Raw genomic sequence first — 22,461 nt, forward strand, 5'->3', positions numbered from 1 at the left:
TCGCGTAATCCGACACCACCACCGGCCGCGCCAACAATGTTGTCGGATTACGCTCTACGAGCTAATCCGACCTACGCCCATATGCGGTAGATCCAGTAGCTTTCATCTTCTTTCATGGCGCGCGCCAGTTCCGTGGGACTCAAGCCCGTGATTTCGCGCGTCTCGCGGCAGAAATGCGCCTGGTCGGCGTAGCCGCCGCTGGCGGCGACGTCGGACCATGACGCCGTGCCCTGCAGGATGGCGCCGCGCTCGTCGAGGAACAGCTGTTCCGCGCGGCGCATGCGGCGCAAGGTGCGCATGGGCTGGCCGGCCCAGGCCTTGATGCGGCGCTCGATGTTGCGCGCGCTGCTGGCCAGGCCCGTCGATGCGGCCTGCACGCCCAGCCGGCGCACCCAGTCTTGCACGGCGCCGGCCGGATGGTCGCCATTCTTGCGGGCCAGCAGCCAGCGCGGCGCCAGAAAATCCTCCACCAGCCTGACGCGGGCGGCATCGTCCGGCGCGGCCAGCACGGCGTCGGACAGGGACAGCCAGTCGGCATCGAACAGCGCGCCGAGGGGGCGGAACTGGTCCAGCAAGGCATCCATCGATATGCCCGTCAACGCATGCAGGGCGGCCGGATAAAACATCACGACAAACGAGTGCACGGGACCGGGGTTGTAGCTGACCAGCGGATACGAACGGGGGCCGCCGAACAGCGCGGGCGGCATGCGCACGTCCGCCAGAGACAGGCCCGGCGCGGCCGCTTCCACGTGGCCGGCGACGGTCCAGACGATGCTGCACATGGGCGCGGCGGGAAAGCGGTTCAGGCGTTGCGCCGGCGGCAAGGGCGCGCAGCCCGTGGTGTCGCGCACGAGGATGGCGCGCACGCAGGAAGCGAGCGCGGCGCGCGGGGCGATCAAACGGGTCAGGGGCGTAGGGGCGGCTGGCATGGCGACGATTGTACCGGCAATTTCTGGCCGCGCACGATGTCGTATTCGTTCAATACAAACGGGCCGCAATCGCGTAGAGTGTGGCCATTATTGCAAGCAATCCTCGTACTTTTACCGTATCGACAGGAGATGTTCATGCCGCCACTCGACCACACCGCCCCCGCCGTCGCCACGCCCCTGCGCCAGATCCGCCGCCTGCCGGGGCCCTTCGCCTTGCCCATCGTCGGCAACAGCCTGCAGCTCAAGCTCACGCGCATCCACCGCGACGTGGAACGATGGGTACAGCGCTACGGCCCCTTCATGCGCGCCTGGTTCGGCCGCACCCTGGTACTGGTGGTGGCCGACAGCGAGGCCGTCGGCGCCGTGCTGCGCGACCGGCCCGACGGGTTTCGCCGCCCCCTGAGCAGTTCCGTCGTCTCCGACGAAATGGGCGGCGTGCCCGGCCTGTTCCTGGCCGAGGGCACGGAGTGGCGCAACCAGCGCCGCATGGTCATGGCCGGCATGGCGCCGGGCGCCATCAAAGCCTACTTCCCCGCGCTGGTGACGGTGGCGCAGCGCCTGCAGCGGCGCTGGCATCTGGCCGCCACGCAAGGCCAGGCGATCGACCTCGATGGCGACCTGAAACGCTACACGGTCGACATCATCGCCGGCCTGGCCTTCGGCACGGAAGTCAATACGCTCGAATCGGGCGAAGACGTGATCCAGCGCCACATGGACGACATCCTGCCCGCCGTGGCGCGGCGCAGCCTGTCCATGTTCCCGTACTGGCGCTATGTCAAGCTGCCCATCGACCGCCGGCTGGACCGCGACGTGGCGGCCCTGTCCGCCGCCGTGGCAGACCTGGTGCAGCAGGCGCGCGCGCGCATGGCGCACGACCCGGCGCGCCGCGCGCATCCGCCCAACCTGCTCGAAGCCATGATCGCCGCCGCCGACCTGGAAGGCAGCGGCGTGACGGACCGCAACGTGGCCGGCAATGTGCTGACCATGCTGCTGGCGGGCGAGGATACAACGGCCAACACGGTGTCCTGGATGATTTATTTGCTGCAATGCAATCCGCAGACTCTGGCGAAGGCGCGCGAGGAAGTGCGGCGCCTGGCGCCCGACGCGGCCCAATTCACGATCGAGCAGATGGATAGCCTCGATTACCTGGGCGCCTGCGCCAGCGAAGCCATGCGCTTGAAGCCCGTGGCGCCCTTCCTGCCCGTCGAAGCGCTGCGCGACACGGTTATCGGCGACATCGCCGTGCCGGCCGGCACCCTCGTCTGGTGCGTGATGCGCAACGACACCGTATCGGATGCGCACTTTCCCGACCCGCAGGCCTTCCAGCCCGAACGCTGGCTGGCGGACAGCGGCGAGGCCAACAACAAGCGCGCTTCGATGCCCTTCGGCGCCGGCTTGCGCACGTGCCCGGGCCGCTATCTGGCCTTGCTGGAAATCAAGATTGCCATGGCCATGCTGCTGGGCAGCTTCGACATCGCCGGCGTCGACACGCCCGATGGCGGCGAGGCGCAGGAACTGATGGGGTTTGTGATGTCGCCCATCGGCCTGACGATGCGCCTGGCGCGGCCGCAGTGATACCATGGGGGAATGTCAGTCAACGTGCTTTCCCCATGCAAATTCACCTGGAATCGCCGCAGCAAGCGGACGTGCAAACCCTGATCGCCGAGCTGGATGCCTATCAACAAACGCTGTATCCGGCCGAATGCGTCTACTCGCTGGACCTGGCGTCCCTGCCGCCGGAAACCCTGCTGTTTGCCGTCGCCCGCGATGCGGCAGGTGCGGCGCGCGCCTGCGGCGCCATCGTCGTCACGCCCGATTTCGGCGAGGTCAAGCGCATGTATGTGCACCCGGACAGCCGCGGCCTAGGCCTGGCCAAGCGCCTGCTGGCCCTGCTGGAAGAGCAGGCGCTGGCGCGCGGCTGCCGCTTGCTGACCTTGGAGACGGGCATCCACCAGCCCGAGGCCATCGCCCTGTACGCGCGCCACGGCTACCAGCGGCGCGGACCGTACGGCGACTATCGCGACGATCCGTTCAGCGTGTTCATGGAAAAACCGCTGCAGGCGGCGCCATGAGCGCCCCATCCGACAGCCTGCTCGACATCCGCGCGCGCCTGCGCACCTTTGCCGACGAGCGCGACTGGGACCAGTTCCACACGCCGAAAAACCTCGCCATGGCCCTGTCCGTGGAAGTGGCGGAACTGGCCGAGCACTACCAGTGGCTGCCCACGGGCGCGGATGCCGAGCTGGACGAGGCCAAACGCACGGGCATCCGCCACGAGCTGGCCGACGTACTGATGTATCTGGTGCGCCTGGCCGACAAGAGCGGCGTCGACCTGCACGCGGCCGTACTGGAAAAAATGGAACTGAACGCGCAGAAATACCCGGCGCAGCAGGTGCGTGGCGACGCGCGCAAATATAGCGAATATTGATAGGCCCACCCGTGCGTGGCTGCCGCGCAAAAAGGCGTAGCATCAAGCCATGCCTACTTACCGCCCTCTTCTGCTGCCCCTGCTGGCAATGCTGTTCCATGGCACTGTTGTGCTGGCGCAAACCGCGCCCGTGCCGCAAGTCAAGGTGGACGCCACGCGCGACCCCGTCGATAAATCGTATCGCAAGATGCTGCAGGGCGTGGACCGCTTCGAGCGCGACCATGCGCTGGCGCCGCAGGCCGTGCTGCGCTTTCGTCTACTGCCGCGCCAGCCCGGCGTGGACATGACGGGCGTGCAGCTGCGCATCGCCGGCGACACCATCAGCATCCCCTTGCCGCTGGCCGAGGACAACAGCTTTGCCCCCGTGCGCAATGCACAGGCCGCGCGCGAGGATGCCGTGCTGATCGCCAACCGCAAGGCGACCACCATGAGCTGGCGCGCGCAGGTGATCACGCCCGGCTTGCCGCCCGGCACGCGGCGCCTGGGCGACCTGCGCCTGGAATGCCGCGCCGGCATGGATTCGGGCCTGATCTCGAACGACCCGCAAATCATCGCCTGGCTGTCCAGCATGCTCTACAGCACCGACAAGGTCTGCTCGCAGCCGGACGGCAATTATCTGTTCTTCACGGACCGGCCCCTGTTCGGCGTGACCCTCGTGCATGGGGAGCGGCGCCTGGCCCTGCCGTTCAAAATGCTGTATGCGGGCGGCGAGCAAACGCCCGCCTCGCTGCCCTATTGCGATTGCCAGGTCTTGCTTGACCGCACGTATTACGCGCCCCTGTGGGATGCCAGCTGGCCCGACGATACCCTGCTGGAATTTGACTATATGGACGAGGTGGCGCCATGAAGTGGCTGGTATTTCCCGTGCTGGCATTGCTGGCCGCCTGTTCCGGCACGCGCGCCTTGCAGGCAAGCAAGAACGTACCTTACGCTACGCTGGAACAGACGGTACACCTTGGCAGCAGCACGCGCGAACAGGTGCGCGCCGCGCTGGGCGAGAGCACGGCCATCCGTTTCGACAGCGGCAATGAAGTGTGGATGTACACCTACCCGGCCGCCTCTGGCGCGCAGGGAGAATATGTCATTTTGTTTGGCGGGGATGGGGTGGTGAAGAAGGTGCGCAGCGGGGACGTGTACCGGGTGAAGAAGTAAGAGTAACCCCACAGACAAAACCCGGGGGGAATGCTCCCAATGGGAAGCATTCCGGTCACGCAGTGACTGACCCCAGCCTTTCGCCGTTGGGGTAATTATCTTGCCTTCAGCAAGGCCCGTGCCGCCACGCCCGCGCCCGCGCTGCGCCCCACGCCGGCAGCCTTGCGCTTGGGCGAGGCCTTCAATTTGAAGATGCCGATCGACTGGGCCACGCTCTCGGTGCGCTGCGCCAGGCTGGTGGCGGCCGCGGCCGCCTGCTCGACCAGGGCCGCATTCTGCTGCGTGATGCCATCCATGTGGATGACGGCCTGGTTGACTTGGCCGATACCCTGGTTCTGCTCGCGCGTGGTCGAGGAAATCTCGTCCATCACTTCCGTCACGCGGGCCACCGAGGCGATCACTTCCGTCATGGTGGCGCCCGCATTGCTGGTCAGCACGCTGCCCGCATTCACGGTGGCGATCGAATGGTCGATCAGATTCTTGACCTCTTTCGCCGCCGTGGCAGAACGCTGCGCCAGGCTGCGTACTTCGCCCGCCACGACGGCGAAGCCGCGACCGTGCTCGCCTGCGCGCGCCGCTTCCACGGCCGCGTTCAAGGCGAGGATGTTCGTCTGGAAAGCGATGCCGTCGATCAAGCCGATGATGTCGAGAATCTTGCGCGACGACGTGCTGATCTCGTCCATCGTGGTGACCACTTCGCTGACGATGGTGCCGCCCCTGGCCGCGACGGTCGACGCCTGCACCGCCAGGTCGTTGGCCGTGGCCACGTGGTCGGCGCTGTTTTGCACGGTCGATGTCAGCTCTTCCATGCTGGCCGCCGTCTGCTCCAGGCTGGACGCCTGCGATTCCGTGCGGCTCGACAAGTCCATATTGCCCGTGGCGATTTCCGCCGTGGTGATGCGGATATCCTCGAAGTTGGCGCGCACGTCGCCGATGATGCTGTGCAAGTTGATATTGGTCTGGCGCAAGGCCGCCATCAATTGACCCATATCGTCGTCGCGCACCTTGTCGATCACGCCCGTCAAGTCGCCCCCGGCCATCTTGCGCGCCACCGTGATGGCGTCGCCCAGCGGCGCGACGATGGAGTTGTGCAGATGGGCCCAGAAATACAGCATCAGCGCCACGGCGGCGGCAGCCGCGCCGCTGAGCCAGCTGCGCGTGGCCGTGCTCGTATCGCCGTCGATATTCCACACGGCGCAGCCAAGGATGGCCAGCACCACGCCCAAGATGATGCAATGCAGGGCGATGTCCTGCGACAGGCTCAGCTTGCGCCACTCGGCCAGCTTGGCGGCCCAGCCCTGGCGCACGACGCGGCCATTGCGGATCGCCAGGTTCGCGCTATTGCCGTCTTTAAAACTTTTATACAGAGCTGCCGCTTCGTTGATCTGCTCGCGCGTGGGCTTGGTGCGCACGGACATATAGCCGATCGGGCGGCCGTTTTCGATGACGGGTGTGATATTGGCGAAGACCCAGTAAAAGTCACCATTCTTGCAGCGGTTCTTGACCATGCCGGTCCACGGCATGCCCGTCTTGATGGTGTCCCACAGGTCGGCAAACGCTTCAGCCGGCATATCGGGATGACGCAGGATATTCTGTGGCGCACCCAGCAGTTCCATTTCTGAAAAACCGCTGACCTCAATGAAATACTGATTGGCGTAATTGATGTTTCCCTGTAAATCCGTGGTGGAAACAATCGTCATGCCTTCATTTAATACGTATTCATTTTGCGTGATAGGCGTATTGACCCGCATCGTCGCTCCTCTATTTTTATCAACTAGCATAACAAAATCATAAAAACAATATACCACATCAAGCACCCATGATATATCGCCCCGGCGGCAGTGACACTGGTCAAAAAATTTAATAAAAACCAATTCATTTATGTTTTAGAATTTACTTTGATTCAACTAGATTGATTTTATTGAATGTAAAATTCAAATTGAACGCAGACACAATAATTAATAAAAAATTATGTATCGATGCGGCAGTCAATAAATATGGTGTTTGCGCCGATAAAAAGACGCGCAAGCGCGGCAATATGCGCCGGCCCATGACGGGGCCTGCCGCCAACCATAACGCCGCAACCACGAACATTTCTTGAGGGAAAATAAAAACTGGCGCGAACGCGCCAGTGGGGGAACTGTCTCCAATCCGCTACACAGGCGCCGGGGAGGCGCCTGTGCAGGGACAGCTTACTTGAATGATTTACGCGGTGGCGATTTCGGACGCGGCGGCGCAGGCTTGCGCTCCGTCGTGCCGTCATCGAGGCTGATGCGCAGTTTCTGGCCCGACACGACGACCGATTTCAGGTGGTCGAGGATTTCCGGCGGCATGCCTTCCGGCAGGTCCAGCACGCTGTAGTTGTCAAAGATATCGATGCGGCCGATATGCTTGGCTTCCAGGTTCGCTTCGTTGGCGATGGCACCCACGATGTTGCTTGGCGTCACGGCGTGCTCGCGGCCCACTTCGATGCGGTAAGCCGTCACGCCTGGACGTGGACGTTCCTTCTTCGGCGCGCGCGGTGCAGGTGCTGCGTCGCCCGCGTCCGCTGGCGCATCCTTGAACGCTGGCGCGGACTTGGCGGCGAACGGCTTGCGCGGCGCGGCTGGCGGCGCCAGGTCCGGCGCGTCGCCATCGCGGCTGATGCGCAGCTGCTGGCCCGCGACCCACACGGTCTTCAGCTGATCCAGCAATTCTTTCGGCATGCTGTCTGGCAAGTCCAGGACGCTGTAGTCGTCATAGATTTCGATGCGGCCGATGTTTTTCGAATCGATGCCCGCTTCGTTGGCGATGGCGCCCACGATATTGCCCGGTTTCACGCCATGCTGATGACCGACTTCAATACGGAAGGTCTGCATGCCGGCGTCGGCTGGGCGCTGGATGCGTTCCTTTTTCGGGAAGGCCGGGCGTTCGCTGCGCTCGTTACGGTCGAAACGGTCACCGCGTTCCGGACGGTCGTTGCGCTCAAAACGGTCCTGGCGCACAGGACGGTCGTCTTGCCACGTGGCTTGCTCGCGCGCCTTGTTCTTGTCCAGCAGCAGCGGCGTATTTCCACGCGCCATCTTCGCCAGGGCGGCGGCGATTTCAATGGCGGGAATGTTCTGTTCGCGCTCGAAGTCCTCGATCAGCGACTGGAACTGCTCCAGTTCGCCCAAGGCCAGGGTTTCACTGATCTGTTCCTTGAACTTGGCGATGCGCACGTCGTTGACGGCCTGGATCGTCGGCAATTCCAGCATGCCGATCGGCTGGCGGGTCGAGCGTTCGATGGCTTTCAACAAGTTCTTTTCACGCGGGGTGATGAACAGGATCGCTTCGCCGCTGCGGCCGGCGCGGCCCGTGCGGCCGATGCGGTGGGTATAGCTTTCCGGATCGTGCGGCACGTCGTAGTTGACGACGTGGCTGATGCGCTCGACGTCCAGGCCGCGGGCGGCCACGTCGGTTGCCACGAGGATGTCGATCTTGCCGTCTTTCAACTGCTGGATCGTGCGCTCGCGCTGGGCTTGCTGGATGTCGCCATTGATGGCGGCGGCCGAGAAGCCACGCGCTTGCAGCTTGCTGGCCAGCTCTTCCGTGCCCAGCTTGGTGCGGGCGAAGATGATCATGCCGTCAAACGCTTCCGCTTCCAGGATGCGCGTCAGCGCGTCGAGCTTGTGCATGCCCGACACGAGCCAGTAGCGCTGGCGGATGTTGTCGGCCGTGCCCGTCTTGGCGGCGACCGTCACTTCGGCCGGGTTCACCAGGTAGGTGGTGGCGATGCGCTTGATGACGGAAGGCATGGTGGCCGAGAACAGGGCCGTTTGATGGCCGTCTGGCGTTTCTTTCAAGATACGTTCGACGTCGTCGATAAAGCCCATGCGCAGCATTTCATCGGCTTCATCCAGCACCAGGGTTTTCAGCTTGGACAGGTCGAGCGAACCCTTGTCCAGGTGATCGATGACGCGGCCAGGCGTGCCGACGATGACGTGCACGCCGCGGCGCAGGGCCGACAGCTGCGGGCCGTAGCTTTGGCCGCCGTAGATCGGCAGCACGTGGAAGCCGGGAATGTGGGTGGCGTACACCTGGAACGCTTCGGCGACCTGGATGGCCAGTTCGCGCGTCGGTGCCAGGACCAGGGCTTGGGGTGAGCTTTGTTTCAGATCGATGCGCGACAGGATAGGCAAGGCGAAGGCGGCGGTTTTACCCGTGCCCGTTTGCGCCTGGCCCAGCACGTCGCGGTTGGCGAGCAATAATGGAATCGTGGCCGCCTGGATAGGCGACGGTGTTTCGTAACCGACATCCTTGAGCGCGCGAATCAACGGCTCGCTCAGGTTAAGGTCGGAAAATAAGGAAATTGGTGTATCAGACATGAAATCACTCACAAGTTCGCTCGAATCGCCCAATGCGAAAGAGTGTATCTGCTAGTTTACTCTTTACTGGACCTTACCGGGTGGAACGAGGCGGCAGAACGCCATTTTTTGCATTCTAAAACGCAGAAAAATCGGCGATCCGCACGCAATTGGTGCAAAAACCAAGCAATATTATGTGTTTTGCAATAGATTCGGCTATTTTACAGATGCGCCTCGATATTGCTTGCCGCATCGACCGAGTGGCGCAAGAACTCCAGCAAGTCCTCGTTCAGGCGGTCCTTGTGCGTCGTCGCCAGGCCGTGCGGCGCGCCCGCATACACGAGCAATTTGCTGCCGATGATGAGCTCAGCCGTGCGCCGCGCCGAGGCGGCGATCGGCACGATCTGGTCGTCGTCGCCATGGATCACCAGGGTCGGCACGTCGAATTTGGCCAGGTCGTCCGTGAAATCCGTCTCGGAAAATTGCTTGATGCACAGGTAGGACGCCGGCATGCCCGCCTGCATGCCTTGCCGCCAGAAGCTGTCGCGCACGCCCTGCGACGGCGTGGCGCCGGGCCGGTTATAGCCATAAAAGGCCTCGCTCAAGTCGCGGAAGAATTGGCTGCGGTCGGCCTGCACGCCCGCGCGGATGGCGTCAAACGCGGACAGCGGCAAGCCCAGCGGGTTTTCCGTGGTTTGCAGCATCAGCGGCGGCACGGCGCCCACCAGCACGGCGCCCGCCAGGCGCTCGGTGCCATGGCGGCCGATGTAGCGCGCCACTTCGCCGCCGCCCGTCGAGTGACCGACGAGGGTGGCGCCCGTCAGGTCGAGCGCGGCTATCAGCACGGCCAGGTCGTCGGCATAGGTATCCATGTCGTTGCCATCGAAGGGCTGGCTGGAGCGGCCATGGCCGCGCCGGTCGTGCGCGATGACGCGGTAGCCGCGCGCGGCCAGATAAAACATCTGGTCTTCCCAGGCGTCGGACGACAATGGCCAGCCGTGGCTGAAGACGACGGGCGGACCGCTGCCCCAGTCCTTGTAATAAATCAAAGTGCCGTCGGCGGTACGCAGGGTATTGGTTGAATGCAAGTCAGGGGTAGTCATGGAACGCTCCTTGTCGGTGGGCCAGCGGCCATTGTGGCCGCAATCGGCTTGCGCACGCCGCGCGCTACGTCAGAGCATTGCGGTAGAGTAAGATTGCCGCTGCTTTGCTTTCCCGTATTCACTTTTGGAGTTGTCATGCGCTTTCCCGTCGTCCTCGCCGCCAGCCTGTTCAGCACGGCTGCCCTCGCCCAACCGCTCGTTGCCGAAGCGCCCTTGCGCGCCCATCTGTCCTTCCTGGCCGACGATTTGCTCGAAGGACGCGGCACGGGCCAGCGCGGCGGCGACCTGGCCGTGCGCTACCTGGAAACGCAGGCGGCCGTGGCCGGCTTGCAGCCATTGAAAGATGGCAGCTACCGCCAGGCGCTGACCATCGTCGGCAGCAAGGCCTTGCCATCGAGTAAGGTGACGTTCAGCGCGGGCGGCAAGACCTTGTCTCCCGCCTTCGGCAAGGACATCGTCTTTGGCGCGGCGAATGGCCAGCAGACAGTGGCGTTCGACGCGCCCGTGGTGTTTGCCGGCTACGGCATCCGCGCGCCCGAGGAACGCTGGGACGATTTCAAGGGCATCGACTTGAAGGGCAAGCTCGTCATCATGATGGTCAACGACCCGCAGCCGACCGCCGCCGAGCCAAACCGTTTTGCCGGCAAGTCCCTCACGTATTACGGCCGCTGGGTCTACAAGTACGAGGAAGCGCTGCGCCAGGGCGCCGCAGGCGTCTTGCTGATCCACACGACCGAGTCCGCTTCCTACCCGTGGTCCGTGCCCGCCAACGGTTTCGGCCATGAACGCTTCAACCTGGCCGGCGCGGGCAATGCGATGGAAGGCTGGCTGCAGGAAGACATGGCGCGCGCCCTGTTCCAGGCGGGCGGACAGGACCTGGACACCCTGCGCGCCCAGGCGGAAACGCGCGAATTCCGGCCCGTGGCCCTGAACGCGACGGTCAGGGTGGCACTGAATAGCCAGGTGCGCAGCATCGAGCAATTCAACGTGGCCGGCATCGTGCCGGGCACGGACCCGAAGCTCAAGGACGAAGCCGTCATTTACTCGGCCCACTGGGACCATCTGGGCAAGGATGACGAAGGCAGCGCCCGCGCAGGACAGAGCGACCATATCTACAACGGCGCCATCGACAATGCCTCGGGCGCGGCGGCCCTGCTGGCCATGGCGCAAGTGGCCGTGAAACAGCCGGCGCGGCGCACGCAGATCTTCCTGTGGCCGGCCGGCGAGGAAACGGGCATGCTGGGCAGCACGGCTTACACGCGCGCGCCCCTGTGGCCGCTGGCCAAGACGGCAGCCGACCTGAACCTCGACAGCATGAATTTCATCGGCAAGACGCACGACATCGGCGTGGCCGGCGCCGAGCGCAGCAGCCTGTATGCGAGCGCCGCCAAGGTCGCCAAGCGCATGGGCTTGCGCCTGGCGCCGACCATCCCCGACCTGTCCGGCGCCTTTTACCGGGCCGACCATTTTGCCTTCGCCAAGGCCGGCGTGCCCGCCTTCAACGTGGGCTCGGCCGTGTTTTCCGGCGACGGCTCGTTCGACTTCGTCAAGGAGCCGAAGGCGTCCAGCGAACGTCTGGTCGCGTTTAAAAAGGATTACCACCAGGTCACCGATGAGTATCACCCGTCGTGGGACTTGTCCGGCATGGTGCAGCAGGCGCAGTTCACCCTGAATCTGGGCTACGAAGTGGCGAACGACAAGAATTTGCCGGTGTGGAACAAGGGCGAGGCGTTTGGAAAAGTGAAGCGCTGACGTCAAGCGTAGGTCGGATTAGCGGGGCATCGCCCCGCGTAATCCGACAACATTGTTAGCGCCGGCGGTGGTGTCGGATTACGCGGCGTAGCCGCTAATCCGACCTACCTCGTTGATTCAAATCGCCATGATGCGTTTCAGGTCGACGAATGCCGTCTCGTACAAATGCTGGAACGCGCCCACCATGACCTCTTCCACGCCTTCGGCCGCATCGAACTCGCTCGACCATTCGGCCACACAGGAAGCGGCGCCCGGTTCGCCCGTGACGCGCAAGGTGGAACGGTAGTTCTTGACGGGGATCGGGCCCGAGACGATGGTGTAGCTGTAGCTCTTGTCCGCTTCGCTGTAGCTTTGCAGGCGTTCGGCGATGATGGCGCCGTCCGTGGTTTTCAGGCGGCGCACGCGGCCGCCATGCTCGGACAAACTGGTCTTGATGGAGCTCGACCATTCAGCCAGCGACTGGAAGCCGCCGATAAAATCCCACACTCTTTCGGCGCTTGCCGCCAATGTTACAGAAACAATTACTTGGGCCATCTTTAATTCGGTTCCTCATCCAGGTTTGCCGGGCGCCGCGCCCGGCCGGCCGGAGTTGCCCGGCACAGCCGCTATTTTAGCGCCCAAGCGGCTTTGCTGCTGAGCAAACCATGGCCACTGGCCAGGCTGAGATGGCTGCCTTACAGATTTTCCGCCAAGAAAATCAGCGAATTGCCATGCGCGTGGGCCGCGGCGCGCTGCTGGTAGCTGTCGCGGTGGGTGCAGTTGAAACCGTGCTCGGCGCCCGGGTAGATATGGATTTCCACGTCTTGCCGGTCTTCGAAGCGCTCGGCGATCTTTTGCACGGCTTCCGGCGGAATATGGCTGTCCTGACCGCCGAAATGCATGAGCAGCGGCACCTGGATCTTGTCGGCCAGGTCCAGCTTGTTCTGGATGCCGCCGCCGTAATAGGCGATGGCGGCGTCGACCAGACCGGCCGCGGCGGCCTGATACGACAGGCGGCCGCCGAAGCAGTAGCCGACCGAAGCGAGCTTGCCCGTCGCTTCCGGACGCGCGCGCAGGACGGCGACGGTGGCGGCGATATCGGCGTCGGCGTGCGGATTGTCGGTGGCCTGCATCAGTTCGACGGCGCGCTTCCAGCCGTCCGCGTCATAGCCGAGTTCAATGTGCGCGCCGGCGCGCCAGAACAGGTCCGGCACCAGCACCACATAGCCATCGGCCGCGTACTGGTCGGCCACGGCACGGATGTGCTCGTTGACGCCGAAAATTTCCTGCAACAGGATGATGGCGGGGCCCTTGCCCACGTGCGGCACGGCCAGGTAAGCCTGGAAGCTGCCGTCCGGGCCGGCGATATCGATCCACTGCGAAGTTGTGCTCATAGAAACTCCAGTCTGAGGTTGGGGAGGATGTCACAAGCAGGCATGTTACTGGTTTTTCCCCTTTTCTGCCCCCGCCCTTGGTCCAGGCTAATACATCTCGCGCAGGTAAATCACGGGACCCGATCTGAGGATGCCAAAGACGACGTGCCCCAGGGTGCTGGGCAGGTAATGCAAGCCGCTGACAGACACGTCGACGCTACCCGCCACGCCGGGTGCCAGCAAGACCAGTTGCCCATTGGGTGGAGGCAAGGCGCCTTGCTTGAATGCATAGGTGCCGCCCTGCACTTTCAGAACGCCATTGCACGCGCCAGTGCCCGAGGTAAATCCCTTGCCGCAGTTGGCTAGCGTGACCCCGGCACTCCCGAACTGCGTGACGCTATCGGACACATTGCCCAGCCAGCCGCTATTCCAGTATTGCACCTGTACGGGCAGGCGTATCGGCAGGCGCTCGGAACCGTAGCTATGGGGCACCATGATGCGGCCCGTAAGCACGGTCAGCTTCGCTTCCGTGCCGGCATCGGACGGCGCCGACGTCACGGCGGTGCCGCCGGCATAGGTAGTGGTGGCACGGAACAGCACGTCGGTCGGCGGCGCCAGCGCGACCGTACCGGCCGGTACCGCAAATGCGCCGGGAAAGCGGTAGGCGATCTGGCTGCTGGCCACGCCCGCCGTGAAGCTGGCCGGCGCGATGCCCGTCACGCTGGTTTGCGCGGCAGTCCCGTCACTCAGCCGGCTGCCCGACGGCGCCGCCGGCGGAAAGGCCGTCAGGCCCGTGGCGGCATCGTAGGCGCGCAAGGCCACCTGGGTCGTCAAGGCCGTGTCGCGCCCGTCGAAGTTGAGCGTCGTCCCGTTCGTGGCATTCTGCGCCGTGACGCGCAGCTTGAACGGCTGCTGCGCATAGATGAAACTGCCCGCCGCGCAGGACAATGGCGCCTTGCAAGGCATGGGCTCAGTGCCAGGCACCTCCGTGACGAAGTGGTGCGGGATGAATTGCACGCTGTTGCTGGCGCCCGTGGCAAAGGGCGGGACGACGCCATTGACGGCGGGCGGCGGGGCCCCGAGGTAGGTGGCCATCGTCGCCGTAAACTGGACGGTGCCCGCTTCCGCCCAGCTCAGGTTGCTGGCGGTGCCGATGCCGTTGTTAAAAGTCAGGCTGCCCGCGACTGCGGGGTTGGCGGCGCCGGAAAAGGTGGGCGCGACGAGACTACTGCCCAGCAGCACCGTCTGCGCCGTCGTTTCCCTGCCAAAATTGGCCGTCACGGCGTCGGCCACGTTCACGGCCGACACGCTGATGCGGGTGGCGGGCTCCACGGGCAACGCGGCCAGGCCCGCGCGCTGCGGCGTGGCGATGGCGCTGAACACGAAACGCCGGGGCCCCACGATGACAGTGCCGCTGCCCGTCATGGTCAGGCCGCTGTCGCTGCCGCTGGCCGGGGCATACGTGGCCGTCAGGCCCAGCGCACCCGCATCGGCGTACAGCATGTTCGGCGTGGCCAGGCCGTTGGCATCGAAGGCCAGTTGCACGGCGGTACCGTTCGCGCTGCAGGCACTGCCCGCGTTGGCGGCCAGGGGTTTATACGTGCCATCCTTGTCCTGTATGCGCGCGGGCAAGGTGCCCGTGCCGGGATTGGCGTAGTTGCAGCGCAGCTGCAAGGTCTTGTTCTGGTTGGAAAACAGGGGCACGCAGGCGCGCGGGTTCGATGCCGACGCCTGCAGCGCGCTGATGGCGATGGGCCCCTCGGCCTCGGCATAACGGGGGAGGCCGCTCACCTGCAGCGCGCTGCTGACAAATGCCATCTGACAATTGGTCACGCTGCCGTCGATGCTGCTCTTGCAAACCAGCGCCCCCGTCGTCGCCGGCGTGCTGCTCAGGCCCAGGGGAACGTTGCTGGCCGGCGTGGTCTGCGCTACGCTGGACGCGGCCGTGCCTGTCGCCGGTAGGGTCGCGTTGAGTTGTGCCACGGCGCCGCCCGGCGTCAGCGTGACCTGGGCCGCGCCCGTGTAGACGGTGCTGCAGGCCGCGTCGGCGCAGGCCGTCACGGTCACGGGCGCGGGCGCACAACTGAGCGCCGAAGGCGGATGCGTGATCTGGAAATGATCCGGCCCGGCCTGGGTGCCCGGGCCGCACTTCGGCCCCATCGGCTCATTGAAAGCCCAGCCGCTGTTGTTCGTCACGCAACTGCACGGGTTCGACGGCGTGTACGCCTTGCAGGTGATCGTCTGCTGCACGCGGCCCTGCCAGCCCAGGGTGATGTGGTCGACCTTGGCGTTGCCCGTGATATAGGCGTTGGACGAGTCGAGCGTCACCTCGCCGGCGTCCACATTGCCCTTGATGCCATTGCCGGAAGCGATCGACAAGGAATTGCTGGCGTCCACGTCGCCCGTGACGAGCAGGCCCGATGCCTTCAAGTCGATCGTCGGCGATTTCAGATTGCCCGTCACCTGGCTGCCGGAACCGATGGTCAGCGAGGTGGTCGCCGTGATATCGCCCTGGATGCGGGTACTGGAGGCCAGGATATTGACGACGGTGCCGCTGATGGGACCGTTGATGACGGAACCCGAAGCGATTTCCACCGGGCCCTTGGCGCTGATCTTGCCCGTCACCTTGACGTTGTTCGAGCCCATCTTGATGGTGGTGGCGGAAATATTCGCCGTAATGGTCTGTTCCTGCGCGCCCATGAGGAAAGTGCCGCCCTCGGCGCTCAAGCTGCCCCCCGTCACTTTCAGGTTCGACGGATTGATGTCCTTGATGTCGAGATTGCCCTTGACCGTCAGCGCGGCATTGCCGCTCATCGTCAAGCCCTGGTTGTAGCTCATCGCCAGGGAACTGTTGACCGTCACGCCATACGCGCTGCCGATGACGATGACGTCGGTGGAGCCCGGCGCCAGCGAGGCGCACGTGTATTGCAAGCCGTCCGTGCTCAGGCTGCAGCCGCTGACGGTGCCGCCATTGAAGTTGAGCGTGGCCGCGTGGGCAAGCGAGGAGCCCAGCAGCAATGTCAGGGCGGCAAAAAAGTGAAGTAAGCGCACGATATCGAGGAATCCGGTGGGTGGGGAGCCAGCGGGCGCGCGGATTATTCCATGCTAATCTACGCCATCGCTGTTATTGCATTATGGCAGTATTTATCTCCTTCACGCATATCGCATGATCAAGCAAAGCCCCAAAGAATTCCCCCTGCGCACCGTCGACATCATCGTCTATCCCGGCTTCAAGGCGCTCGAAGCCATCGGCGCCATGAAAGTGTTTGATTACGCCAACACGCATTTGCGCCTGCGTAATCTGCCTGGCGGCTACGACGTGCGCATCGCCTCGACGGCCATCGGCCCCGTCGAGTCGGACACCCTGATGTCGCTGCACGCGAGCAAGGCGCTCGATGCGCACCGCTTGCCCGACCTGGCCGTCATCGTCGGCTGCCACCACGTCGAGCAGGTGCTGCAGGACATTCCCGCTCTCGCCGCCTGGGTGGCCGAGGCGGCGCCCCGCATCGATACGCTGGCGGCGCTGTGCACGGGCTGCTTCTTCCTGGCCGAGGCCGGTGTACTCGACGGCAAGAGCGCCGCCACGCACTGGAGCGCCGTGGACAGCCTGCGCCAGCGCTACCCCCAGATACAGGTCAATGCGGATGCGATTTTCGTGCGGGAAGGGAAATTCTGGACGTCGGCCGGCGTGACGGCCGGCATCGACCTGGCGCTGGCCCTGGTGGAAGACGATTTCAGCCGCGATATCGCGCTCGAAGTGGCGCGCGACCTGGTCGTGTATCTGAAGCGGCCCGGCGGCCAGTCGCAGTTTTCCGTGCACCTGTCGAGCCAGATGACGACGCATCCCACCATCCGGCAATTGCAGGGCTGGATCATGGAGCACCTGGCCGACGAGCTCACGGTGCCGCTGCTGGCAGCCAGGCTGGCCATGAGCGAGCGCAATTTTACGCGCGTCTTCCAGCGCGAAACGGGCACCAGTCCCACGGAATTCATCGACACGGCGCGCTTCGAAGTGGCGCGCCGCTTACTGGAAGACAATGTGTCTTCCTTAAAACAGGTGGCCGTGCAGGCGGGTCTGCATAGCGAGGACAGGCTACGCCGCCTGTTTCAAAAGAAACTCGCCATCACGCCGCGCGACTACCGCGAGCGCTTTTCCAGCACGGCGCGCTAGGCGCAGCGAAGGTCAGCGCGACTTGTTGGTGCGCACGTGGCGCGTGGCCAGCTGCTGGCGGTGCCAGGCCAGCGGCGTGAACATCAGCGCGCATAGCAGATAGGTGGCCAGCAGCGCCAGCCAGATGGCGGGCGTGGCGAGGATGGCGACATTGCTCCACCACAAGGCCAGCAGGGAAGACAGGGCCGCGCCGAGGAAGACGGGCAGCATGCGGCGCAAGGTCGCGAGATAGGCAGTGGCAAACATGGACGGCTCCCAAAGCAAGACATAATGTCTTCACACTAGCAGGGGCAGGCAGCGAAGTACAGCCTGCCGCCCAGCCCCGTCCGTCAAGTGTTGCGCAATGAGTACATCCGATAAGATTAGTACAACACGACGGAACGGATCGATTCGCCGCTCTTCATCAGGTCGAAGCCTTCGTTGATGCGTTCGAGCGGCAAGCGGTGCGTGATCAGGTCGTCAATGTTGAGCTTGCCTTCCATATACCAGTCGACGATCTTCGGCACGTCCGTGCGGCCGCGTGCGCCGCCGAATGCGGAACCGCGCCATTCGCGCCCCGTCACCAGCTGGAACGGACGCGTGGAGATTTCCTGGCCCGCTGCCGCCACGCCGATGATGAACGATTTGCCCCAGCCCTTGTGCGTGCACTCAAGCGCCTGGCGCATCAGGGTCGTATTGCCCACGCATTCGAACGAATAATCGGCGCCGCCGTCCGTCAGCTGCACGATGGCGTCGACCACGTTGTCCACTTCGTTCGGGTTGATGAAATGCGTCATGCCGAACTTGCGCGCGATGGCCTGGCGCGCCGGGTTGATGTCGATGCCGATGATCTTGTCGGCGCCGACCATCTTCGCCGCCTGGATCACGTTCAGGCCGATGCCGCCCAGGCCGAACACGGCCACGTTGGCACCCGCCTCGACCTTGGCCGAGAACAGCACGGCGCCCACGCCCGTCGTCACGCCGCAGCCGATGTAGCAGACCTTGTCGAACGGCGCGTCTTCGCGGATCTTGGCCAGGGCGATTTCCGGCACGACGATGTAATTGGAAAAGGTGGACGTGCCCATGTAATGGAACAGCGGCTGGCCATTCAGCGAAAAGCGGCTGGTGGCGTCCGGCATCAGGCCGCGGCCCTGGGTCGAACGGATGGCCTGGCACAGATTCGTCTTTTGCGACAGGCAGAATTTGCACTGGCGGCATTCCGGCGTGTACAGGGGAATGACGTGGTCGTCCTTTTTCAGGGTCGTCACGCCCGGGCCCACATCGACGACGACGCCGGCGCCCTCATGGCCGAGGATGGCAGGAAAAATACCTTCCGGATCGGCGCCGGACAAGGTGTAGTAATCGGTATGGCAAATACCCGTGGCTTTCAGCTCGACCAGTACTTCGCCGGCGCGCGGGCCGGCCAGGTCGACTTCTTCGATGGTCAGCGGGGCGCCCGCCTTCCAGGCAATCGCGGCTTTGGTTTTCATGGGGTGTCTTCCTGCTCGGTTTCAGATGCGCCATTATCGGACGCCGGTGAGCGGGGCGGCGCAAGGGACCCCGCGCTTGTCTGAAAACGCGGCGCATTTGTCCGATGGCGCCGCACGTTTGTGCCAGCTCAATCTTCCCGCCCTACAGACGCGCATTCTTGGCACAAGCCCAGCACCGATCGAGCAGCCATTGCCGCGTTCCCGCAGGAGACTGACATGCGCCCTTTCCTTCACCGCTCTGCCCGCCCCTGGCTGGCCCTGCTGCTGGCATGCTGCCTGGCCCTGCTGGCCGCCTGTGGCGGCGGTGGCGACGACGACCCCGCGCCCGGCTCCACCACAGGCAGCCTGGCGGTCAGCATCGGCGGCTTGCCGGCCGGCGTGGCGGGCGCAGTCACGGTCACGGGGCCTGCGTCGTACAGCAAGACATTGACGGCAAGCACCACGCTCACCGGCCTGGCGCCCGGCGCCTACGCCATCAATGCCGCCAGCGTGGCGCAAGGCACGGGGACCTTGGCGCCCACGCCCGTCACGCAGCAGGTACAAGTCAATGCGGGGGCGACGGCCAGCGCCAGCATCCAGTATGCGGCGACCGCGCCGCTGGCCCTGCGCCTGCAGGAAGTGGCCAACGGCTTGAGCTCCCCCCTCTTCCTCACGGCGCCGCCCGGCGACAGCCGCCTTTTCATTGTGGAGCGTCCCGGCCGCATCCGCGTGGTGCAGAACGGCAACCTGCTGGCCACGCCCTTCCTCGACATCAGCACGCTCACCACCACCAGCGGCGAACGGGGCTTGCTGTCGATGGCCTTCCATCCACAGTACGCCAGCAATGGCTATTTTTTCATCTACTACACCAACCTGGCCGGCGATATCGTCATCGAGCGCAGACAAGTGTCGGCCGGCAACGCCAACGTGGCCGATCCCCTGTCCGCGCTGACCATCCTCACGATTGCCCACCCCACGTTCAGCAACCACTATGGCGGCTTGCTCAGTTTTGGGCCGGACGGCTATCTGTATGCGGGCACGGGCGACGGCGGCGGTGGCGGCGACCCGCCCCGCAATGCGCAAAACACGAATGTGCTGCTGGGCAAGCTGCTGCGCCTGGATGTCAACGCCAGCACGGTAGCCCAGCCTTACGCCATTCCGCCCGGCAACCCATTTGCCGGCACGGCGGGCGGGCGCGGAGAAATCTGGGCCTACGGCTTGCGCAATCCGTGGCGCTACGCCTTCGACGTGCCGGCCCAGCTGCTGTACATCGCCGACGTGGGCCAGGCCAACTGGGAGGAAGTCGACGTGCGTCCCGTGGGCCAGGCGGGCAACAACTATGGCTGGAACATCATGGAAGGCGCGCACTGTTACAACAGCGCCAGTTGCAATCAGGCGGGTCTGGTATTGCCCGTTATCGAATACGACACCGGCAGTGCGGGCAACTGCTCCATCACGGGCGGCTATGTGTACCGGGGCACGGCCTTGCCGGAACTGGCGGGACAATACCTGTATTCCGACTACTGCGGCGGCTGGCTGAAAAGTTTCAGCTACAGCAATGGCGCCGCCTCCGCTGTGACAGACTGGGGCATCACGAACGTGGGCAACATCCTGTCCTTTGGCCAGGATGCGCAAAACGAGCTGTACATGCTGAGCGGCACGGGCAAGGTGTACCGGATTGTCCGTAAATAAGCATAGGCCAGTCAGCGTGCGCAAGCAGTCATGGCAGCGCACGCCAGAGGCGGCGTTTTTCGACGGGGCACGGCGAACCGGCTAGAATTGGATTTTTTCGCCGCGCCCTGCGCACCAGCCCAAGAGAACACCATGGCCCGTTTGAAACTTGAATTCCCCGAAGACCAGTACTGCTATTCCTCGCAACTGACGGTACGCACGACGGACATCAACGCCGGCAACCATCTCGGCAACGATTCCATGATTTCCATGATTTCCGAGGCGCGCGCCCGCTTCCTGTTCGAATATGGCGTGCGCGACATCGAAGCGGACGGCACCGGCATCATCGTCACCGACCTGGCCACCACCTACCGCGCCGAAGCCCATGCGCGCGACCAGCTGCTGTTCGAAGTGGGCGTCATGGATTTCAACAAGTATGGCGGCGACATCACCTTCCGCATCACGCGTCCGCGCGACAACACCCTGATCGCGATGGCCAAGTCCGGCTTTGTCTTCTTCAACTACAAGCGCAGCCAGGTCGTGCCCATGGCGGAAGAGTTCGCAAGCAAGTTTCCACTGGTGAACTGGATCGATTGAAGGATCGATTAAACGGGCCGTCATGCCGCCATGCTGTATGCTTATCAGGAAGACATTAAATCTGGAGCGGCATGCAATCAGCAATCACGGCAAGACTGTGCCTGACCCTGGCCCTGCTGGGCATGTTGCCGCCCGCCCTGGCCGCGCCGCAAACCGTGATCCTGTACGGCGACGATGACTATGCGCCGTACAGCTATGTGGAAAACGGCGCTTTCAAGGGCATGTACATCGATATCCTGCGCCAGGCGGCCAGCCGGATGCCCGGGTACCGGCTGGAACTGCAGCCGCGCCCCTGGAAACGGGGGCTCGATGCGCTGGAAAAAGGCAAGGTTTTCGGCTTGTTCCCGCCCGGACGCAAGACGGAACGGCCATACGTGCAGCCGTACTCGGCCATGCTGCACCGCGAATCGGTGGTGCTGTTTTGCCATGACGCCGTCATGCGCACGCCGCGCACGCACTTCCCGGCCGACTTTGCGGGCCTGACCATCGGCGTCAACACAGGATTTTTACTATCGGAAAAGTTGATGGCGCCCGCCCGCCAGGGGCTGCTGCGCCTGGATGCGGCCAAGGGCAATGAGGCGAATCTGAAGAAACTGGCCCTGCGGCGCATCGATTGCTACGCCAGCGACCGCGGCGCGGCACGCCATACGGCGCGCCGGCTGCAAGGCGAACTGGCCGGCTACGGTTTTCACTTGCGCGAAGTGCTGGAACTGTCGTCCGAAGCCACCTACATCGCCTACAGCGCGCGCAACACGCCTTCCTACAAGACCGATTTCATCGAGAAAATGAATGCCGCCCTGCTTGCCATGCGGCAGAACGGCCAGCTGGCGCACATCGAAGACGCTTATTTGCGTTGATTACCTGCGCTGAACGTCGCGCGGCTGCAAGGTCAGGACGGGACTGCTGCGGCCCTGGGGCTTGACGCCGAAGGTATTCTTGAACCACTCGTCGATCATGCGCTTTTCATAGCGCAAGGCATCGTTGCTGGAATAACGGTTGATATGTTGCAAATAGGACATATCCGACAGATACGCGTTGCCGCTGGCAATGACTTTGCCATGCTGCTCGAGCGTATAGCGCAAGCGCAGACGGGGCCAGTCAGCACGGCCCGTCATCACGCGCACATCGAAGGCACCGCGGCGCGCCGGGTCTTCGCGTCCCGCCAGGTCAACATCGGTGATTTCGATCCTGAGGTCCTGACCGGGGGGCAAGCTCTTGCCTAACCAGCTGAAGTGATCCGCCAGGCCCGCCAGCACCTGCTCCCGTTCGCGCGAGCTGAACGGCACGTCGGAATAGTCGTCGGGTTTTTCGAACGTCACCTGGACGCCCGCCCAGGCACTGCTGCCCGCAGCCAGCGCCAAGGCGGCTATCCATGTTTTCGTCATCGTGGAAATACGCATATGCCTTCCCTCCAGAAAGTTCACGGCCCGGCGGCAACTCCATGCCGGCTTCTGCCTACCCTGCCTGACTATAGCCTGAAGTGAACATTTCCGGAGCGCAATACGTTTCGCGTGGCGCCACGCGACTGACCGG

At 63.9% G+C, this 22,461-nt stretch carries 20 protein-coding genes; 10 read left to right on the forward strand and 10 right to left on the reverse strand.

Annotated features, from left to right (window positions below; genetic code table 11):
• Positions 1-71 precede the first annotated feature (71 nt).
• Entirely contained in the window at positions 72-929 is an 858-nt protein-coding gene (locus IGS60_RS25065) for an AraC family transcriptional regulator (protein WP_230506520.1), read from the reverse strand.
• A 135-nt stretch (positions 930-1,064) separates the two neighbouring features.
• Here IGS60_RS25065 and IGS60_RS25070 point away from each other — a divergent pair, with 135 nt between their 5' ends.
• From IGS60_RS25070 to bamE, 5 genes are read left to right on the forward strand one after another with little or no spacing between them, the layout of a single operon-like run.
• Positions 1,065-2,504: a cytochrome P450 gene (locus IGS60_RS25070; RefSeq protein ID WP_230506521.1), complete on the forward strand. Its 1,440-nt coding sequence runs from the start codon at positions 1,065-1,067 to the stop codon at positions 2,502-2,504.
• Positions 2,505-2,539: 35 nt separating this feature from the next.
• Positions 2,540-3,001: a GNAT family N-acetyltransferase gene (locus tag IGS60_RS25075; protein ID WP_230506522.1), complete on the forward strand. Its 462-nt coding sequence runs from the start codon at positions 2,540-2,542 to the stop codon at positions 2,999-3,001.
• A complete protein-coding gene (locus tag IGS60_RS25080; protein WP_230506523.1) occupies positions 2,998-3,357 on the forward strand; it encodes a nucleotide pyrophosphohydrolase in 360 nt (119 codons plus the stop codon). The genes IGS60_RS25075 and IGS60_RS25080 overlap by 4 nt, the downstream gene beginning before the upstream one ends.
• A gap of 49 nt (positions 3,358-3,406) precedes the next feature.
• On the forward strand, positions 3,407-4,204 hold the full coding sequence (locus tag IGS60_RS25085; RefSeq protein WP_230506524.1) for a hypothetical protein: 798 nt from the start codon (positions 3,407-3,409) through the stop codon (positions 4,202-4,204).
• On the forward strand, positions 4,201-4,509 hold the full coding sequence (bamE, locus tag IGS60_RS25090) for an outer membrane protein assembly factor BamE (protein WP_230506525.1): 309 nt from the start codon (positions 4,201-4,203) through the stop codon (positions 4,507-4,509). The genes IGS60_RS25085 and bamE overlap by 4 nt, the downstream gene beginning before the upstream one ends.
• A 95-nt stretch (positions 4,510-4,604) precedes the next feature.
• Here the strand turns inward: bamE and IGS60_RS25095 are convergent, their stop codons facing one another.
• The 3 genes from IGS60_RS25095 to IGS60_RS25105 form a co-directional block, all read right to left on the reverse strand.
• Positions 4,605-6,260: a PAS domain-containing methyl-accepting chemotaxis protein gene (locus IGS60_RS25095; protein WP_230506526.1), complete on the reverse strand. Its 1,656-nt coding sequence runs from the start codon at positions 6,258-6,260 to the stop codon at positions 4,605-4,607.
• 441 nt (positions 6,261-6,701) lie between these two features.
• Positions 6,702-8,855 (reverse strand): DEAD/DEAH box helicase, encoded by a 2,154-nt coding sequence (locus tag IGS60_RS25100; RefSeq protein ID WP_230506527.1) that lies wholly within the window; start codon positions 8,853-8,855, stop codon positions 6,702-6,704.
• Positions 8,856-9,055: 200 nt separating this feature from the next.
• Positions 9,056-9,937, reverse strand: a complete 882-nt coding sequence (locus IGS60_RS25105; protein WP_230506528.1) for an alpha/beta fold hydrolase — start codon at positions 9,935-9,937, stop codon at positions 9,056-9,058.
• 135 nt (positions 9,938-10,072) lie between these two features.
• On the opposite strand from IGS60_RS25105, the gene IGS60_RS25110 reads away from it, so the two are divergent.
• Positions 10,073-11,689 (forward strand): M28 family peptidase, encoded by a 1,617-nt coding sequence (locus tag IGS60_RS25110; protein ID WP_230506529.1) that lies wholly within the window; start codon positions 10,073-10,075, stop codon positions 11,687-11,689.
• 117 nt (positions 11,690-11,806) lie between these two features.
• Here the strand turns inward: IGS60_RS25110 and IGS60_RS25115 are convergent, their stop codons facing one another.
• The 3 genes from IGS60_RS25115 to IGS60_RS25125 all read right to left on the reverse strand — a co-directional run bounded on the left by IGS60_RS25115 (position 11,807) and on the right by IGS60_RS25125 (position 16,092).
• Entirely contained in the window at positions 11,807-12,223 is a 417-nt protein-coding gene (locus IGS60_RS25115) for an SRPBCC family protein (RefSeq protein ID WP_070217725.1), read from the reverse strand.
• A gap of 140 nt (positions 12,224-12,363) precedes the next feature.
• A complete protein-coding gene (locus IGS60_RS25120) occupies positions 12,364-13,062 on the reverse strand; it encodes a dienelactone hydrolase family protein (protein WP_070217726.1) in 699 nt (232 codons plus the stop codon).
• Between the two features lie 87 nt (positions 13,063-13,149).
• On the reverse strand, positions 13,150-16,092 hold the full coding sequence (locus IGS60_RS25125) for a polymer-forming cytoskeletal protein (RefSeq protein ID WP_230506530.1): 2,943 nt from the start codon (positions 16,090-16,092) through the stop codon (positions 13,150-13,152).
• A gap of 115 nt (positions 16,093-16,207) precedes the next feature.
• Between IGS60_RS25125 and IGS60_RS25130 the strand changes: the two genes are divergently transcribed.
• Entirely contained in the window at positions 16,208-17,212 is a 1,005-nt protein-coding gene (locus IGS60_RS25130; RefSeq protein ID WP_070217731.1) for a GlxA family transcriptional regulator, read from the forward strand.
• 12 nt (positions 17,213-17,224) lie between these two features.
• On the opposite strand, the gene IGS60_RS25135 is transcribed toward IGS60_RS25130, so the two are convergent.
• Together IGS60_RS25135 and IGS60_RS25140 are read right to left on the reverse strand one after the other, a co-directional pair.
• Complete coding sequence (locus tag IGS60_RS25135) at positions 17,225-17,458, reverse strand: hypothetical protein (RefSeq protein ID WP_230506531.1); 234 nt, start codon at positions 17,456-17,458, stop codon at positions 17,225-17,227.
• 116 nt (positions 17,459-17,574) lie between these two features.
• Positions 17,575-18,681, reverse strand: a complete 1,107-nt coding sequence (locus tag IGS60_RS25140) for an S-(hydroxymethyl)glutathione dehydrogenase/class III alcohol dehydrogenase (protein WP_099409206.1) — start codon at positions 18,679-18,681, stop codon at positions 17,575-17,577.
• Positions 18,682-18,897: 216 nt separating this feature from the next.
• Between IGS60_RS25140 and IGS60_RS25145 the strand changes: the two genes are divergently transcribed.
• From IGS60_RS25145 to IGS60_RS25155, 3 genes are all read left to right on the forward strand, one after another.
• Entirely contained in the window at positions 18,898-20,352 is a 1,455-nt protein-coding gene (locus IGS60_RS25145; RefSeq protein WP_230506532.1) for a sorbosone dehydrogenase family protein, read from the forward strand.
• A gap of 132 nt (positions 20,353-20,484) precedes the next feature.
• Positions 20,485-20,928, forward strand: coding sequence for a thioesterase family protein (locus IGS60_RS25150; protein ID WP_070217768.1), 444 nt, complete (start codon positions 20,485-20,487; stop codon positions 20,926-20,928).
• A 71-nt stretch (positions 20,929-20,999) separates the two neighbouring features.
• Positions 21,000-21,785 carry an ABC transporter substrate-binding protein gene (locus tag IGS60_RS25155; protein ID WP_230506533.1) on the forward strand — a complete coding sequence of 262 codons (786 nt, stop codon included), beginning with the start codon at positions 21,000-21,002 and terminating at the stop codon, positions 21,783-21,785.
• Here IGS60_RS25155 and IGS60_RS25160 read toward each other — a convergent pair whose 3' ends face one another.
• Positions 21,786-22,328 carry a DUF3016 domain-containing protein gene (locus tag IGS60_RS25160; protein WP_230506534.1) on the reverse strand — a complete coding sequence of 181 codons (543 nt, stop codon included), beginning with the start codon at positions 22,326-22,328 and terminating at the stop codon, positions 21,786-21,788.
• Between the last annotated feature and the right edge of the window lie 133 nt (positions 22,329-22,461).

It is taken from the genome of Janthinobacterium sp. FW305-128 (genome assembly GCF_020858135.1).
Lineage (GTDB): Bacteria > Pseudomonadota > Gammaproteobacteria > Burkholderiales > Burkholderiaceae_D > Janthinobacterium.

Bases quoted from the DNA above. Each gene is read 5' to 3' on its own strand.
- IGS60_RS25075 (WP_230506522.1), top strand. From the start codon at position 2,540: ATGCAAATTCACCTGGAATCGCCGCAGCAAGCGGACGTGCAAACCCTG.
- IGS60_RS25135 (WP_230506531.1), bottom strand. From the start codon at position 17,458: ATGTTTGCCACTGCCTATCTCGCGACCTTGCGCCGCATGCTGCCCGTC.
- IGS60_RS25065 (WP_230506520.1), bottom strand. From the start codon at position 929: ATGCCAGCCGCCCCTACGCCCCTGACCCGTTTGATCGCCCCGCGCGCC.
- bamE (WP_230506525.1), top strand. From the start codon at position 4,201: ATGAAGTGGCTGGTATTTCCCGTGCTGGCATTGCTGGCCGCCTGTTCC.
- IGS60_RS25080 (WP_230506523.1), top strand. From the start codon at position 2,998: ATGAGCGCCCCATCCGACAGCCTGCTCGACATCCGCGCGCGCCTGCGC.
- IGS60_RS25095 (WP_230506526.1), bottom strand. From the start codon at position 6,260: ATGCGGGTCAATACGCCTATCACGCAAAATGAATACGTATTAAATGAA.
- IGS60_RS25130 (WP_070217731.1), top strand. From the start codon at position 16,208: ATGATCAAGCAAAGCCCCAAAGAATTCCCCCTGCGCACCGTCGACATC.
- IGS60_RS25120 (WP_070217726.1), bottom strand. From the start codon at position 13,062: ATGAGCACAACTTCGCAGTGGATCGATATCGCCGGCCCGGACGGCAGC.
- IGS60_RS25100 (WP_230506527.1), bottom strand. From the start codon at position 8,855: ATGTCTGATACACCAATTTCCTTATTTTCCGACCTTAACCTGAGCGAG.
- IGS60_RS25160 (WP_230506534.1), bottom strand. From the start codon at position 22,328: ATGCGTATTTCCACGATGACGAAAACATGGATAGCCGCCTTGGCGCTG.
- IGS60_RS25085 (WP_230506524.1), top strand. From the start codon at position 3,407: ATGCCTACTTACCGCCCTCTTCTGCTGCCCCTGCTGGCAATGCTGTTC.
- IGS60_RS25145 (WP_230506532.1), top strand. From the start codon at position 18,898: ATGCGCCCTTTCCTTCACCGCTCTGCCCGCCCCTGGCTGGCCCTGCTG.
- IGS60_RS25070 (WP_230506521.1), top strand. From the start codon at position 1,065: ATGCCGCCACTCGACCACACCGCCCCCGCCGTCGCCACGCCCCTGCGC.
- IGS60_RS25150 (WP_070217768.1), top strand. From the start codon at position 20,485: ATGGCCCGTTTGAAACTTGAATTCCCCGAAGACCAGTACTGCTATTCC.
- IGS60_RS25105 (WP_230506528.1), bottom strand. From the start codon at position 9,937: ATGACTACCCCTGACTTGCATTCAACCAATACCCTGCGTACCGCCGAC.
- IGS60_RS25155 (WP_230506533.1), top strand. From the start codon at position 21,000: ATGCAATCAGCAATCACGGCAAGACTGTGCCTGACCCTGGCCCTGCTG.
- IGS60_RS25140 (WP_099409206.1), bottom strand. From the start codon at position 18,681: ATGAAAACCAAAGCCGCGATTGCCTGGAAGGCGGGCGCCCCGCTGACC.
- IGS60_RS25115 (WP_070217725.1), bottom strand. From the start codon at position 12,223: ATGGCCCAAGTAATTGTTTCTGTAACATTGGCGGCAAGCGCCGAAAGA.
- IGS60_RS25110 (WP_230506529.1), top strand. From the start codon at position 10,073: ATGCGCTTTCCCGTCGTCCTCGCCGCCAGCCTGTTCAGCACGGCTGCC.